Consider the following 13920-nt stretch of genomic DNA (forward strand, 5'->3'; position numbering starts at 1 on the left):
ACGGTTCCTTGACGCCCTTTTGACTCGTCCCCAGTCGGCCGCCCCGTCCCCCGTCATCCGGTGGCCGACTCAACCGCGAAGGATTGAGCCATCGGACACGCAGACACCCTCATCGCCATGGGCGGCGCCTTCCTGGCTGCCGCCTTCCTCGCCCGGCTCGGCGGCCGGATAGGGCTGCCCACGATTCCCCTGTTCATCCTGGCCGGGATCCTGCTCGGACCGCACACCCCCGGCTTCGTCCTGGTCTCCGACCCGCACGACCTGGAGATGCTCTCCGCCCTCGGCCTGGTGCTCCTGCTGTTCTACCTCGGCCTGGAGTTCCATCTCGACGACCTCAAGGCAGGTGGCCGGCGGATGGCGACGGCCGGAGGCGCCTACCTCCTGCTGAACGTCGGCGCCGGGCTCGGTTTCGGCTTCGCCCTGGGCTGGGGCACGTCGGAGGCGCTGGTACTCGCCGGTGTCCTCGGTATCTCCTCGTCCGCGATCGTGACGAAGGTCCTGGTCGACCTCGGGCGGATCGGCGACCCCGAGACCAAACCGATCCTCGGCATCATCGTGGTCGAGGACATCTTCCTCGCCCTCTACCTCGCCGCGCTCCAGCCGATACTCTCCGGCGCCGACAGCCTCTCGGCCGCCGTGATGGACGCCGGCAAGGCGTTCGGCTTCCTGCTGCTGCTGGCGCTGGCGGCCCGGTTCGGCACCCGGGTCGTGGGACGGCTCATCGACACCAAGGACGACGAACTGCTCGTCATCTCCTTCCTCGGTGCCGCCGTCTTCCTCGCCGGAGTCTCCGAGTGGTTCGGGGTCGCGGACGCCATCGGCGCGTTCATGGTCGGCCTGATGCTCGGCAGCACCACCTCCGGCGACCGGATCCGCAAGCTGGTCCATCCGCTGCGGGACGCCTTCGGCGCCATCTTCTTCTTCGCCTTCGGCCTCTCCATCGACCCGGGCGACCTGCCGGTCGTCCTCTGGCCGGTACTGGCCGCGGTCGCGGTGACGCTGGCGATGAACGTACTGGCCGGCATAGCCGCCGCGCGGATGTACGACTTCGGGCCCGGTCCGGCCGCGAACATCTCCACGACGCTGCTGGCGCGCGGGGAGTTCGCCCTGATCCTCGCCACCATGGCGGCGGGCGCCGGACTCGACGACCGGCTCTCCCCGTTCATCGCGGGCTATGTGCTGATCCTGGCGGTCCTCGGTCCGCTGGCGGCGGGCCGCTCCGGACTGCTCGCCCGGATCATGCCGTCCCGCGAGCCCGCGGGCATCGGGTAGCGACCCGGTCAACAACGCTACGGAGCGCGGCGGTCACCCCCAGGGGGACGCCGCGCTCTGTCACGTACGGCGGCACCTCCCGCGCTCCCGCGCGCCCGGGCCATCCGGGTGACCGCCGGGGTTGGGGGATTCGGGGCATGGACATCGTTTCCCCGGTGCCGGAAAAGCCCGGCTCTCCATCGCAAACCAGGAGGTTTCCATGCGCCGCTTCGCCCTGCTCGCCGCCGCAGCAGCACTGACCGCGGGGCTCGCCGCCGCCCCGACCGCGACCGCCGCGGCCCCGGCCGCGCCGTCCGCCCCGGTCGCCGCGGCTCCGGTGCACTTCTCGGGGTCCAACTGCCCATCCAACAGCCTCTGTCTGTACCGCGATGTCAACTTCACGGGGGGTGGCATCGCGATCAAGGCCGGTGACTACATCGGCTTCCTCGGGGACTACGGCTTCAACGACCAGATGTCGTCGTGGTCCAACGACTCCGGTGTCACCTGCAACTGGTGGGTGCACGCCTACCGGGGCGGCGACCGCCACGTCCAGTACAACGGCTACCGCGTGAACGTCCTCCCCAGCGAGAACGACCAGGCGTCGTCCGTGCAGTGCTGAGCCGGACTCCGGCCGTGGCGCTTCGTGGCACGGGACACCGGACGCCGTGGAGGAGGTGCTGAGGGCAAGCCGGTGAGGGGCCGGGCCGGAGACGGCCCGGCTCCTTCGGCATGCCCCCGGCCCATGGCCGCCCGGCCCGGATCACTCCGAGCGGGCCAGTCTGCGCAGAGTCCAGCCCTCGCCGTCCGGGTCCAGCGCCCGGGTCGCCTGTTTGAAGAGGTATTCGGCCCGCTCGTAGCTGAGCCGGGCGGGCGCGCCCCCGGACCTGCGGAGCGTACGGAAGAGGGGCCCTTCGGTACGGTCCCCGATCAGCTCGGGCAGCAGCCGGGCGGTCCCGGCCCGCCAGGTGATCAGGTACCGCCCCGACCGGGCCCGGCGGTCGTCGAGGTCGAGTGCCGCCACGTCGAGGGCGAGCACGGCGGTGACCGGCGCCCCCGACTCGTACAACAGCCGCCACAGGACCCGCTCGCGCGGTGCGACGTCGGTACGGGCCCAGAGCGCGTCGAGTCGGGCGGCGGCGATCGGGCGGACCGGGGCGGGTGCTCCGGCCCGCCGGGGCGGCCCGCCGGCGACCGCCGGATCCAGCGGTACCCAGGCGGCGAAGGAGCGGAACGCCGAGCGGTGCCGGTTCCAGGTGGCGGGCGCGGCCGTGGACCAGGCGGTGTCGAAGACCCGGGCGACGGTCCCGGCGGTGAGCGAGCCCAGTGGATACCCGTCGCCGAGGGCGCGGCGCAGCCGGGTCAGGGTCTGGGTGTACGAACGGACGCTCGCCGGGTCGAGTCCGTCCCCGGCCAGGAACGCGTCGGCGGCGGGGCCGAGTACCGGGCCCGGGTCGGTGTCAGGCCCGGATCCGGGTGGCCCGGTGTGGGCGTCGGCGAGCGCGGCCGCGGCGGCCCGGCGGCGCAGGAAGGCCCGTTCGGCGGTGTTGGCGGTCAGTCCGGCGGCACGTTCGAACTCCAGCCGGGCCTCCCCGTACCGGCCGAGCCGGACCAGCAGATCGCCGCGTACCCCCGGCAGCAGGTGGTAGTCGCGCAGGGCCGGGTCGGCGGCGAGTTCGTCGACGAGGCCGAGACCGGCCGCGGGCCCCCGGGCCCGGCCGACGGCGACGGCCCGGTTGAGCCGGACGACCGGGGTGGGCAGCAGCCGGACCAGGCCGTCGTACAGCCCGGCGATCCCGGCCCAGTCGGTGGCGTCGGCGGTGGGCGCCTGGGCGTGGGTGACGGCGATCGCGGCCTGGAGGACGTACGGCCCCGGGGGTGTGTCGCGGGTCCCGGCGGTGTCGCGGGCCCGGAGCATCGCGGCGAAACCCCGGCGGATCAGCAGCGGGTCCCAGCGGCCCCGGTTCTGTTCGTGCAGGGGTACGGGCTCCCCCGACGGCCCGGTCCTGGCGGCGGCCCGGGACTCCTGAATCTCCATCAGGGCGACCAGCCCGTGGACCTCGGGTTCGGCGGGGGCGAGCCGGGCCAGCAGCCGGCCGATCCTGAGCGCCTCCAAGGTGAGCCCGGGGCGCAGCAGATCGTCGCCCGCGGTGGCCGCGTATCCCTCGTTGAAGATCAGATAGACGACCTCCAGTACGGCGGAGAAGCGTTCGGTCAGCTCGCCGTCCGGCGGCAGTTCGAACGGGACGCCCGCCTCGGCGACGGCGCGTTTGGCGTCGGCGACCCGGCGGGCGATCACGGTCTCGGTGGTGAGGAAGGCGCGGGCGATCTCGGCGTTCGTCAGCCCGCCGACGAGGCGGAGGGTGAGGGCGACCCGGGCGGGGGTGGGGAGCAGGGGGTGACAGGTGAGGAACATCAGCCGCAGGACGTCGTCCTGACTGCCCTCGCCGCCACCGTCGTCGTCGTTGTCGTTGTCGTTGTCGTTGTCGTTGTCGTCGTTGTCGTTGTCGTCGTCCCGGGCGGGTGTGTCCGAGGCGGTGATGTCTTCGCGCCGCCGCTCCCGGGCCTCGTGGGCGAGGTGCCCCTGCTTCTCCGCCAGGGTCCGGGCGCGGCGGATCGTGTCGACGGCGCGGCGGCGGGCGACGGCCGTGAGCCAGGCGCCCGGATTCTCCGGGACGCCCGAATCGGGCCATCGCTCCAGAGCCGCCACCAGGGCGTCCTGGGCCAACTCCTCGGCCAGGCCGACATCGTGGACGAGCCGGGTGAGCCCGGCGACGATCCGCGCGGACTCCGTCTTCCAGACCGCGCCGACCGCGGCGTGGACATCGGTCACCGGGACACGCTCCGTTTCCGCCGAGGCTCTCTTCGGTCCGTCCGGGGGCGGGTCAGCCGCCGAAGACCTGCTGGATCACGCTCTCGCCGTCACCGACGATCCGGCGGAACCTGCGGCCCAGTTCGATCGCCTCCTCCTTGCTGCGTACCTCGACCAGGGCGAAGCCCGCGACGGCCTCCTTGGCCTCCGTGAAGGGCCCGTCGGTGACGGTGATCTCGTCGCCGGACGAGGTGAGGCGGACGCCCTCGGGCGCCAGACCGCCGGTGGCCAGCAGTACACCGGACGCGGTCAACTCCTCCACGAAGGCCGCCATCTCGGCGAAGAGCCGCTCGTCGGGGGCGGGGGTGGTGTCCGTGACCCGGGTCGTCAACAGGTATCGCATCGCGCTCTCGCTCTCACTCGGGTGTGCCGGGCCCGGCGTGGGATCCGCCGTGCTCTCGACCGGACGTCGAAGAGCCTATGCGACAGGGAATGGCGCCATTCCCCGTCTCACAGCCTCTTCGGCGTCCGAGGGGCCGGACCGGAGGCCTCAGGGGCGCCGGGGGTCCCCCATCGCCGAAGGCATGGGGGGCGGAACCGCGCGAACAGCCACGCACGGTCCGCAGACCGAAGACCGCCGCGACCCCGCGGACGCGACCGCCTCCGGAGCGACGGCAACCCGCCGTAGACGCATCTGCGGAGGGCCCGGCCCCACACCGCCCGTGGCTGATCGCGCGGTTCCCCACGCCCCCTGGGCACCTGCGCCCCGGGCCCTCCGCAAGGCTGAGCCGGAACTCCAGGTGCCTGGCTCCGGAGCTTCAGGGGCGCTGGAGTCCCCGAGGGAGCCGCCCCGGGTAGAAGATCACGCGGCGCGGCAGAGGAGGAGGAGTGCGCGGTCGTCGTTGACGTCCTTCGCGACCGCCTCGATGAGATGCCACGCAGCGCCCTCGAAGCCCGCCTGGACATAGCGGTCCGCCTCGCCGGTGAGGCGGTCCATGCCCTCGCCGAGGTCGCGGCCCGGCGCCTCGACCAGGCCGTCGGTGAAGAGCATCAGGACGTCGCCGGGGCGGAGCGCGCCCTTCACGGGGTCGAACTGCGCGCCGTCGTAGACCCCGAGCAGCGGGCCCTCCGCGCCCTTCTCCTCCCAGACGCCGCTGCCCGCGTTGAGCTGGAGGGCCGGGAGGTGGCCCGCCGAGTACAGCTCGAAGTCGCCGGAGTCCAGGTCGAGGACGAGGTGGACGGAGGTGGCGAAGCCCTCGTCCCAGTCCTGGCGGAGCAGATAGCCGTTGGCGGCGGGGAGGAAGCCGTGCGGGGGCAGCGATCCGAGGAGTCCGCCGAAGGCGCCGGAGAGCAGCAGTGCCCGGGAGGCCGCGTCCATGCCCTTGCCGGAGACGTCGGTGAGGACGACCTCCAGGGTCCGGCCGCCGTTGGTGCGGGCGGCGACGACGAAATCGCCGGAGAAGGACTGGCCTCCGGCCGGGCGGAGCGCCATCTCTCGGTGCCAGCCCTTGGGGAGCCGGGGCAGGGCGCTCTGGACCCGGATGCGTTCGCGCAGGTCGAAGAGCATGGTGCCGCCGCGCCGCCAGGGCACCCCGACCCGGGCCCGGAACTGGGCGATCAGCAGGCCGAAGAAGCCGCAGGCGGCGACGACGAGCACGATGCCCGGGGTGACCCTGCCAGGCCCTTCGGTGTAGTGGCCGAGGGCGGCGCTCTCCACGATCAGACCGCCCGCGCAGGCCGCGTAGAGGCCCAGCAGGCTGGCGGGGCGCAGGACGAGCGCGCCCGCGACGATCGGCAGGACCAGCGCGGCGGGTGAGATCCATTCGGAGTCGAGGGTCGTGCCCCAGGTCAGCAGCGGGACGGTGAGCAGCAGCCCGGCGAGGGCGATGGTGTCGGAGCCGTCGCCGCGGAAGTAGTCGACGGCGGACTTGCGCAACGCGACTCGGACCCGGTGCACGGCTTTGCGCATCCGGGCCCGCATCGATTCCGCCGCCTTCTTCTGGGCCATTGTCGTGTGACCCTATCGATCCATCAGCCGTTCGTGCAGGGGGACCCCTCAGACAATGCGTTCGAAATCGGATCGCACTGTCGACATATCGCCCGATCATCATGGCATATGACAGGACACACTCCCGGGGCTCGCGAGACCGCTGAGGCAACGGAAAAGTCGCTGGTTGCAAAGGGTCTTCTGAGGTAGGGATGGCCGTATGACCTCAACTGAGCTTCATGTGCTGTCCGCGACGGATTGGGACGAGTGGTACGGCGTCCTGGAGAACGCTTTCGGGGGCAGTGGGACCAAGGCGCCGGAGCACCGGGAGCTGATCCGCGCGATCAGCGATCCCGGCCGGTCGATCGCCGCCCGGGACGGCGAACTGTTCGCCGGGACGGCGGCCTCCTTCCGGTTCGATGTGACCATGCCGGGCGGGCGGCTCGCCCCGGCCGCCGGGGTGACGATGGTGAGTGTCGCCGCGACCCACCGGCGGCGGGGGATCCTCACCGCGATGATGCGGCGTCAGCTGGACGATCTGCGGGAGCGGGGCGAGGCGCTGGCCGTACTGACCGCCTCGGAACCGGCGATCTACGGCCGGTACGGCTACGGCGCGGCCAGCCGCCAGTTCCGGCTGGAGATCGATACCGCGCGGGTCCGGCTGGGTCCGCTGCCCGAGGGCACGGAGGCGGTCGGGATACGGTCGGCGCCGGTCGCCGACGAGGCGACGGTCACCGCCTGCGAGGCGGTCTACGCGCGGGCGGTGCCCACCAGGCCCGGCATGATCGCCCGGTCGCCCGGCTGGGCGCCCGTCCAGGTCTTCGACCGCGATTCGTCGGCGCCGCTGCTCTGTGTACTCGCGGAGCGGGACGGCGAGGTCACCGGTTACGCCCGCTACCGGAACCGGTCGCGGTGGGACGAGTCGGGGCCCGCCGGTTCGGTCGAGGTCCAGGATCTCCATGCGGACGATCCGGCGTCCCGCGCGGCGCTCTGGCGGTACCTCTTCGGGATCGATCTGACGTCGACGCTCACCAAGCCCAGCCTGCCGGTGGACGATCCGCTGCTGCATCTGGTCTCGGACCTGCGGCGGTGCGGGCTGCGGCAGTGGGACGGGCTCCATGTCCGGCTGGTCGAGGTGGGCGCGGCGCTGACGGCCCGCGGCTACCGGTCCCCGGTGGATGTGGTGATCGACGTCGAGGACGCGTTCTGCGGCTGGAACACCGGCCGGTGGCGGCTGACGGCCGACGCGTCGGGCGCGGTCTGCGAGCGGACGGCCGATCCGGCCGATCTCGCCCTGCCGGTACGGGCGCTGGGCGCGGCCCATCTCGGCGGGGTGACCCTGACGTCGCTGGCGGCGGCGGGAGTGGTCCGGGAGGTACGGCCCGGGGCGCTCGCGGCGGCTTCGGCGGCGTTCGGCTCGGAGACCGCCCCCTGGTATCCGCACGACTTCTGATCCCGCCGTACGGTGCGATACCCCCGGCGGCCGGGAGGGGCGCCGGGCACGGTACGAAGGCCCGGGCCCGGGCGCCTCAAGCCGGCTGGCAGGTGGGGCACCAGAAGAGGTTGCGGGCGGCGAGGTCCGCCGTACGGACCGGGGTCGTACAGATCAGGCAGGGGAGGTTCGCCCGGCGGTAGACATAGACCTCGCCGCCGTGGTCGTCCACGCGCGGCGGGCGGCCCATCGCCTCCGGGGTGTGCTCGGGCCGTACGGTGTCGATGCGGTTGTGGCGTACGCCCTGCCGCATCAGCGCCACCAGATCGGCCCAGATCGCGTCCCATTCGGCCCGCCGAAGCTCACGGCCGGTGCGGTAGGGGTCGATCCCGTGCCGGAACAGGACCTCGGCGCGGTAGACGTTGCCGACCCCGGCGATGATCTTCTGGTCCAGGAGCAGGGCGGCGATCGTGGTCCGGGAGCGGCTGATCCGGGCGAAGGCGGTGTCCGGGTCGCCGGAGAGCGGATCGCCGGGCGGGCGCAGCGGGTCCGGGCCCAGCCGGTCGTGTATCGCGGTCTTCTCCGCGTCGGTGATCAGGGCGCAGGTCGTCGGGCCGCGCAGATCCATGTACGCGTCGTCGTTGGCCAGCCGCAGCCGGACCGTGTCCAGGGGCGGCCGGAGCGGGGGTGTACCGAAGTCGACCCGGCCGAAGAGTCCGAGGTGGACATGGATCCAGCCCTGGGCCCCGAAGCCGAGGAAGAGGTGCTTGCCGTGGGCCTCGGTCCCGGTCACCGGCTGCCCGTCGAGGAGGGCGGCGGAGTCGGAGAACTTGCCCTGCGGGCTGCTCACCCGGACCGGCCGGGCGGCGAACCGCTCCCGGTGGTCGGCGGCGAGCCGGTGGATCGTATGCCCCTCGGGCACGTACGGCTCCTGGAACGAGAAGTAGGCGAAGGACGAGAACGACGAGAAGCGACGACAAGCAACGGGAAGCGACGAGAGGGACGGTGCGGGCGGCCGTGTCCCGGCAGGGCCGCCCGCGGGGGTCACGGCTGCCGGGGGTGGCCCTCGGGGATCGGGGGCAGCTCGCCCGTCGTCTCGTAGGCGCTGAGCATCTCGATCCGGCGGGTGTGCCGGTCCTCGCCCGAGTACGGCGTGGACAGGAAGATCTCGACGAACTTCACGGCCTCGTCCTGCGAGTGCATCCGGGCGCCGACGGCGACGACGTTGGCGTTGTTGTGCTCACGGCCGAGGGCGGCGGTCTGCTCGCTCCAGGCCAGCGCCGCCCGGACGCCCTTCACCTTGTTCGCGGCGATCTGCTCGCCGTTGCCGGAGCCGCCGATGACGATGCCGAGGCTGTCGGCGTCGGCGGCGACGCGCTCGGCGGCGCGCAGGCAGAACGGGGGGTAGTCGTCGAGGGCGTCGTAGATATGGGGGCCGCAGTCGACGGGCTCGTGGCCCTGGGCCGTGAGCCACTCGACGAGGTGGTTCTTGAGTTCGTATCCGGCATGGTCGGAACCGAGGTACACGCGCATGGTCCGAGTGTGGCACGGCCCCGGCCGCCGGACCGTCGCAGGGCCCGGACCTGTGGACGACCGCGGGAAGCACGAGAGGCTCCCCCGGCGGGGGTGGTACGCCCCGGGGAGCCTCCGCGGTCACCGGACCCCGGCCGGGGCCGGGGGAGTTGTCAGCCCTTGCGGCCGACGAGCTTCCAGGCGGCGGGCAGCGCGCCCATCGCCAGGGCCGCCTTCACCGCGTCGCCGATCAGGAACGGGGTGAGTCCGGCGGCGACGGCCTGGGTGAGCGTCATGCCGGTGGCCAGCGCGAGATAGGGGACACCGACGGCGTAGATGATCGCCGAGCCGATCGCCATCGCGCCCGCCGTACGCCACACCGAGCGGTCGGCGCCGCGCCGGGCCAGGGCGCCGACGACCCCGGCGGCCAGCAGCATGCCGAGGATGTAGCCGAAGGAGGGCATGCCCCAGCCGGACTGGCCCTCGGCGAACCAGGGCATCCCGGCGACGCCCGCGACGGCGTAGAGCGCGAGGGAGAGCAGACCCCGGCGGGTGCCGAGGGCGGTCCCGACGAGCAGTGCGGCGAAGGTCTGGCCGGAGACGGGCACCGGGGAGCCGGGCACGGGGACGGCTATCTGGGCGGCGAGCCCGGTGAGTACGGCACCGCCCGCGACGAGCGCGATGTCACGGGTGCGGGAGGCGGGCAGCAGGTCCGCGAGGACCACGCCGGGACGGGAAATGACGGTGGCAGTGCTCATCGGGACTCCGCGGGATTCAAAGGAAAGGGGGTAAGGCGAAAAGGGGCAACAGCAGTAAAGAGGAGGGCCGGTCCGGCGCCGTACCGGCCCGGGAAGTCGGGAACAGGCCGACGGTAGCCCACGGCCGGTGGCGCCTACACCATCAGCGGCTGACAAAGGCGGACCCGAGCGTTTCATGGGGAGTCCACAAAGACTCCCTCACACCTGAGGCGGGACGTGACGCTGATCACGCGCGAAGCGGGGAGGGGGCGCGTCGGCGCGACGGGGGGCGCTCTGTAGGGTCTCTCCAAAGACCGCGGGGACGCCTTCCGGGCGCCGGAGCCCTGACCGCCTCATTACCCGCGGGTAGAGACATGGATACGATGTGTGAGCCTCGTGACCGTATAGCGGACAACCGTTCCCCCTGGGCGGTTACGCCACTCAGACTGTGGCCCTTTACCGACGACGGCACCACTCCCCCGGCCTCCCGGCCGCGCCGTCGGCCGAACCGCTAGCGAAGAGGGCGTCCCATGTCCCGTACCTCAGCTTCCGCCGAGCACACGGAGTCCCCCGGGCCGCCGGGCGGCAGCCCGGACGGCGGTGAACGCCGCTCCACCGATATCGCCCTCTCCCACGGGCTCAAGCAGCGCCATCTGTCGATGATCGCCCTCGGCGGGGTGATCGGCGCCGGGCTCTTCGTCGGCTCCGGTGCGGGCATCGCCGCCGCCGGTCCCTCCATCGTCGTCGCGTACGCCGTCTCCGGGCTGCTCGTGATGCTGGTGATGCGGATGCTGGGCGAACTGTCGGCGGCCAACCCGGCCTCCGGCTCCTTCTCCGTCCACGCCGAACGGGCGATCGGCCCCTGGGCCGGATTCACCTCCGGCTGGGCCTTCTGGTTCCTGCTCTGCGTCGCCGTCGGCCTGGAGGGCATCGGCGCCGCGAAGATCATGACGAGCTGGCTGCCGGGCACCCCGGAATGGGCCTGGGTCGCCCTCTTCATGGTCGTCTTCTGTGCGACGAACCTCGCGGCCGTGAAGAATTTCGGAGAGTTCGAGTTCTGGTTCGCCGCATTGAAGGTCGGGGCGATCGTCCTCTTCCTGGTCATCGGCGGACTCGCCATCGTCGGCGCCCTGCCCGACACCGACGCCCCCGGCACCAGCAACCTCTTCGGCGACGGCGGCTTCATGCCGCACGGCGTGGACGGACTGATCGTCGGACTGCTCGCATCCGTCTTCGCCTACGGCGGTCTGGAGACCGTCTCCATCGCCGCCGCCGAGTCCGAGCACCCCGTCCAGGGCGTCGCCAAGGCGGTCCGTACCGCGATGTGGCGGATCGCCGTCTTCTACATCGGCTCCATGGCCGTCATCGTCACCCTCGTCCCCTGGGACGACCCCGATGTGGTCACCAAGGGCCCCTACGTCGCCACCCTCGACCACCTCGGCATCCCCGGCGCCGACCAGATCATGAACGTCGTCGTACTGATCGCCCTGCTCTCCGCGATGAACGCCAATATCTACGGCGCGTCCCGGATGGCCTGCTCCCTCGTCGCCCGCGGCCAGGGCCCCGCCGTCATCGGCCGGACCTTCGGACAGGTGCCCAGGATCGCCGTCGTCGTCTCCTCCGTCTTCGGCTTCGGCTGCGTCCTGCTCAGCTACTGGCGGCCCGACGACGTCTTCATGTGGCTGCTGAAGATGATCGGCGCCATCATCCTGGTCGTCTGGATCTTCATCGCCGTCTCCCAGCTGGTGCTCCGCCGCCGCACCGAACGCGAGACGCCCGAACGGCTCGTCGTCCGGATGTGGGCCTACCCCTATCTGACCTGGCTGGCGCTGGCCGCGATGGCGACCGTCTTCGTCCTGATGGCCCGTGAGCCCGAGACCAGGACCCAGCTCTACTACACCGGCGGACTGGTGGCCGCCCTCGCCGCCGTCGGCTACGCACGGCAGCGACTCGCAAGCACCGAGCGAAAGGTACGCGCGAACGATTGACGCTCCGCGCCCGCGGTTCCAAGCTCGGATGCCATCGACGGATCGACACATCGGTGGACGGTCGGGCGGCCGGGGGGCCGGGACGACGAGGGAGCCGGCCGACCCCCCCGCGCCCGCACACGCGGAGGCGACGCATGAGAGTCCTGGCTGCGGGAGACCACTTCGTCCGCAACTCCCTGATCGCCGAAGCCCTCAGACGCGACCTGCCCGACGCGGCGCTCGACCTGACCGAGCTGACCCTCCCCTGGCCGCTGGAACCCTTCGGGCCCGTCGGCGAGGTGGAGGAGGCCAGCGACGCCGAGGACGCGCTGATCGCGGCCCTCGACGGGATCGAGGTCTGCGTCACCCAGATGGCGCCGTTCACCGAACGGGTCCTCGACGCGGCACCCGCCCTCCGGATGATCGCGGTCTGCCGCAGCTGGCCCGTCAACGTCAATGTCGCCGCGGCCGAGGCGCGCGGCATCCGTGTGGTCTGCGCGCCCGGCCGCAACGCGGCGGCGACCGCGGAGTTCACCCTCGGCCTGATGCTGTCGGCGCTCCGGCGCATCCCCGAGGCGCACAACTCGCTCACCGCGAAGGGCCACTGGGACGGCTCCTCCTACACCTACGAACAGAGCGGCACCGAACTGGAGGACGCGTCGGTCGGCGTCATCGGCTACGGGGCCGTCGGCAGCCGGGTCGCCCGGGTACTCGGCGCCTTCGGCTCGACCGTCGACATCTACGACCCGTACGTCCGGGGCGACGTCCACGGCATGCGGGCACCCTCCCTCGAAGCCATGCTCCGCCGCTGCCGCGTCATCACCCTGCACGCCCGGCTCACCCCCGAGACCCGGGGCATGATCGGCGCCCATGAACTGTCCCTGATGCCACGCGGCTCCGTCCTGGTGAACACCGCCCGCGGGGGGCTCGTGGACACCGAGGCGCTCTGCGAAGCGCTCGACAGCGGGCGGCTCGCGGCGGCGGCGCTCGACGTCTACGAGGAGGAGCCGCCGAGACCGGGCAGCCGGCTCTTCTCCACCCCGAACCTGGTACTCACCCCGCATGTGGGCGGGGCGAGCCGGGAGGTGGCGCGGAAGGCGGCGGCGTTCATCGCGACCCAGATCCGCGCGTACGCGCTGCGCGCGCTCTAGGGGTCCTCACCTTCCGGCGCCCGCCGCCTGACCGGGCACCGCCCTTCTCGGGCGCGGGCCAGGCATGCGCCTCAGGGGCGCGGGGAACTGCGCGAACGGCCACGGACGGGGTGCGCCCGGCGAACGACAGTCATGTCTACGGCGAGTTTCCGGGCCGCGCCGTGGCGGTGCCGAGGTGTGCGGACGGACCGCCGTCCGTGGCTTGTCGCGCAGTTCCCCGCGCCCCCAGACGCCCTCCTCGGCATCGCCCCTCGGGCGGGAGGGGCTACCCCGGCGCGGGCGCCTGAGACCCCACGGACTCCACAGCGGAAGGCGACCCGGCACGGAAGTCCTAGGACCAACGCATGATCCGGCCGCGGCCTTTTCTGCTGCTAACGTGCAGATGCATAAGATGTGCAATAGGCAGCACCCGGAGGGACCGGACACCATGACCGTCTACACACTTCCCGAACTCCCCTACGACTACGCCGAGCTCGCGCCGGTCATCAGCCCGGAGATCATCGAGCTGCACCACGACAAGCACCACGCGGCTTACGTCAAGGGCGCCAACGACACCCTGGAGCAGCTCGCGGAGGCGCGGGACAAGGACGCCTGGGGTGCGATCAACGGGCTGGAGAAGAACCTCGCGTTCCATCTCTCGGGGCACATCCTGCACAGCATCTACTGGCACAACATGACCGGTGACGGCGGCGGCGAGCCGCTGGACAAGGACGGTGTGGGCGAGCTGGCGGACGCCGTCGCCGAGTCCTTCGGTTCGTTCGCGAAGTTCAAGGCGCAGCTGACGAAGGCGTCCGCGACCACGCAGGGCTCCGGCTGGGGCGTGCTGGCGTACGAGCCGGTCAGCGGTCGGCTGATCGTGGAGCAGATCTACGACCACCAGGGCAATGTCGGCCAGGGCTCGGTGCCGATCCTGGTCTTCGACGCCTGGGAGCACGCCTTCTACCTTCAGTACAAGAACCAGAAGGTGGACTTCATCGAGGCCATGTGGCAGGTCGTCAACTGGCAGGACGTCGCCAAGCGCTACACCGAGGCGAAGGGGCGTACCCCGCTCATCGCCCCGTGACCGGGGTACGG

The 13920-nt window shown here is 72.0% G+C and carries 12 protein-coding genes; 6 read left to right on the forward strand and 6 right to left on the reverse strand.

Going from position 1 to position 13920, the window contains the following annotated elements; all coding sequences use genetic code 11:
- Positions 1–117: 117 nt before the first annotated feature.
- The gene (locus ABZ714_RS04150; RefSeq protein WP_358823569.1) at positions 118–1272 is read left to right on the forward strand and encodes a cation:proton antiporter; all 1155 of its coding nucleotides are present in this window, start codon (positions 118–120) and stop codon (positions 1270–1272) included.
- A gap of 199 nt (positions 1273–1471) precedes the next feature.
- Complete coding sequence (locus tag ABZ714_RS04155; RefSeq protein WP_358823570.1) at positions 1472–1870, forward strand: peptidase inhibitor family I36 protein; 399 nt, start codon at positions 1472–1474, stop codon at positions 1868–1870.
- Positions 1871–2011: 141 nt separating this feature from the next.
- Here the strand turns inward: ABZ714_RS04155 and ABZ714_RS04160 are convergent, their stop codons facing one another.
- From ABZ714_RS04160 to ABZ714_RS04170, 3 genes are all read right to left on the reverse strand, one after another.
- Positions 2012–4081: a DUF6596 domain-containing protein gene (locus tag ABZ714_RS04160; RefSeq protein WP_358823571.1), complete on the reverse strand. Its 2070-nt coding sequence runs from the start codon at positions 4079–4081 to the stop codon at positions 2012–2014.
- A gap of 52 nt (positions 4082–4133) precedes the next feature.
- Positions 4134–4463 (reverse strand): YciI family protein, encoded by a 330-nt coding sequence (locus ABZ714_RS04165; RefSeq protein ID WP_358823572.1) that lies wholly within the window; start codon positions 4461–4463, stop codon positions 4134–4136.
- 459 nt (positions 4464–4922) lie between these two features.
- On the reverse strand, positions 4923–6068 hold the full coding sequence (locus ABZ714_RS04170) for a PP2C family protein-serine/threonine phosphatase (protein ID WP_358823573.1): 1146 nt from the start codon (positions 6066–6068) through the stop codon (positions 4923–4925).
- Positions 6069–6267: 199 nt separating this feature from the next.
- On the opposite strand from ABZ714_RS04170, the gene ABZ714_RS04175 reads away from it, so the two are divergent.
- Complete coding sequence (locus tag ABZ714_RS04175; protein WP_358823574.1) at positions 6268–7500, forward strand: GNAT family N-acetyltransferase; 1233 nt, start codon at positions 6268–6270, stop codon at positions 7498–7500.
- Positions 7501–7576: 76 nt separating this feature from the next.
- On the opposite strand, the gene ABZ714_RS04180 is transcribed toward ABZ714_RS04175, so the two are convergent.
- The 3 genes from ABZ714_RS04180 to ABZ714_RS04190 all read right to left on the reverse strand — a co-directional run bounded on the left by ABZ714_RS04180 (position 7577) and on the right by ABZ714_RS04190 (position 9749).
- Positions 7577–8401: a DNA-formamidopyrimidine glycosylase family protein gene (locus ABZ714_RS04180; RefSeq protein ID WP_358823575.1), complete on the reverse strand. Its 825-nt coding sequence runs from the start codon at positions 8399–8401 to the stop codon at positions 7577–7579.
- A 122-nt stretch (positions 8402–8523) separates the two neighbouring features.
- Positions 8524–9012, reverse strand: coding sequence for a ribose-5-phosphate isomerase (locus tag ABZ714_RS04185; RefSeq protein WP_358823576.1), 489 nt, complete (start codon positions 9010–9012; stop codon positions 8524–8526).
- Between the two features lie 152 nt (positions 9013–9164).
- Positions 9165–9749: a biotin transporter BioY gene (locus ABZ714_RS04190; protein ID WP_358823577.1), complete on the reverse strand. Its 585-nt coding sequence runs from the start codon at positions 9747–9749 to the stop codon at positions 9165–9167.
- A gap of 509 nt (positions 9750–10258) precedes the next feature.
- Between ABZ714_RS04190 and ABZ714_RS04195 the strand changes: the two genes are divergently transcribed.
- The 3 genes from ABZ714_RS04195 (at position 10259) to ABZ714_RS04205 (ending at position 13909) form a co-directional block, all read left to right on the forward strand.
- Entirely contained in the window at positions 10259–11716 is a 1458-nt protein-coding gene (locus ABZ714_RS04195; RefSeq protein WP_358823578.1) for an amino acid permease, read from the forward strand.
- 134 nt (positions 11717–11850) lie between these two features.
- Positions 11851–12846 (forward strand): 2-hydroxyacid dehydrogenase, encoded by a 996-nt coding sequence (locus tag ABZ714_RS04200; RefSeq protein ID WP_358823579.1) that lies wholly within the window; start codon positions 11851–11853, stop codon positions 12844–12846.
- 427 nt (positions 12847–13273) lie between these two features.
- Entirely contained in the window at positions 13274–13909 is a 636-nt protein-coding gene (locus tag ABZ714_RS04205; protein ID WP_358823580.1) for a superoxide dismutase, read from the forward strand.
- Positions 13910–13920 lie beyond the last annotated feature (11 nt).

This window comes from Streptomyces sp. NPDC006798 (genome assembly GCF_040635975.1).
Classification (GTDB): domain Bacteria; phylum Actinomycetota; class Actinomycetes; order Streptomycetales; family Streptomycetaceae; genus Streptomyces.

Excerpts from the sequence above, each read along its gene's own strand:
- ABZ714_RS04190 (WP_358823577.1), bottom strand. The coding sequence starts at position 9,749 with ATGAGCACTGCCACCGTCATTTCCCGTCCCGGCGTGGTCCTCGCGGAC.
- ABZ714_RS04175 (WP_358823574.1), top strand. The coding sequence starts at position 6,268 with ATGACCTCAACTGAGCTTCATGTGCTGTCCGCGACGGATTGGGACGAG.
- ABZ714_RS04185 (WP_358823576.1), bottom strand. The coding sequence starts at position 9,012 with ATGCGCGTGTACCTCGGTTCCGACCATGCCGGATACGAACTCAAGAAC.
- ABZ714_RS04155 (WP_358823570.1), top strand. The coding sequence starts at position 1,472 with ATGCGCCGCTTCGCCCTGCTCGCCGCCGCAGCAGCACTGACCGCGGGG.
- ABZ714_RS04195 (WP_358823578.1), top strand. The coding sequence starts at position 10,259 with ATGTCCCGTACCTCAGCTTCCGCCGAGCACACGGAGTCCCCCGGGCCG.
- ABZ714_RS04200 (WP_358823579.1), top strand. The coding sequence starts at position 11,851 with ATGAGAGTCCTGGCTGCGGGAGACCACTTCGTCCGCAACTCCCTGATC.
- ABZ714_RS04165 (WP_358823572.1), bottom strand. The coding sequence starts at position 4,463 with ATGCGATACCTGTTGACGACCCGGGTCACGGACACCACCCCCGCCCCC.
- ABZ714_RS04205 (WP_358823580.1), top strand. The coding sequence starts at position 13,274 with ATGACCGTCTACACACTTCCCGAACTCCCCTACGACTACGCCGAGCTC.
- ABZ714_RS04150 (WP_358823569.1), top strand. The coding sequence starts at position 118 with ATGGGCGGCGCCTTCCTGGCTGCCGCCTTCCTCGCCCGGCTCGGCGGC.
- ABZ714_RS04170 (WP_358823573.1), bottom strand. The coding sequence starts at position 6,068 with ATGGCCCAGAAGAAGGCGGCGGAATCGATGCGGGCCCGGATGCGCAAA.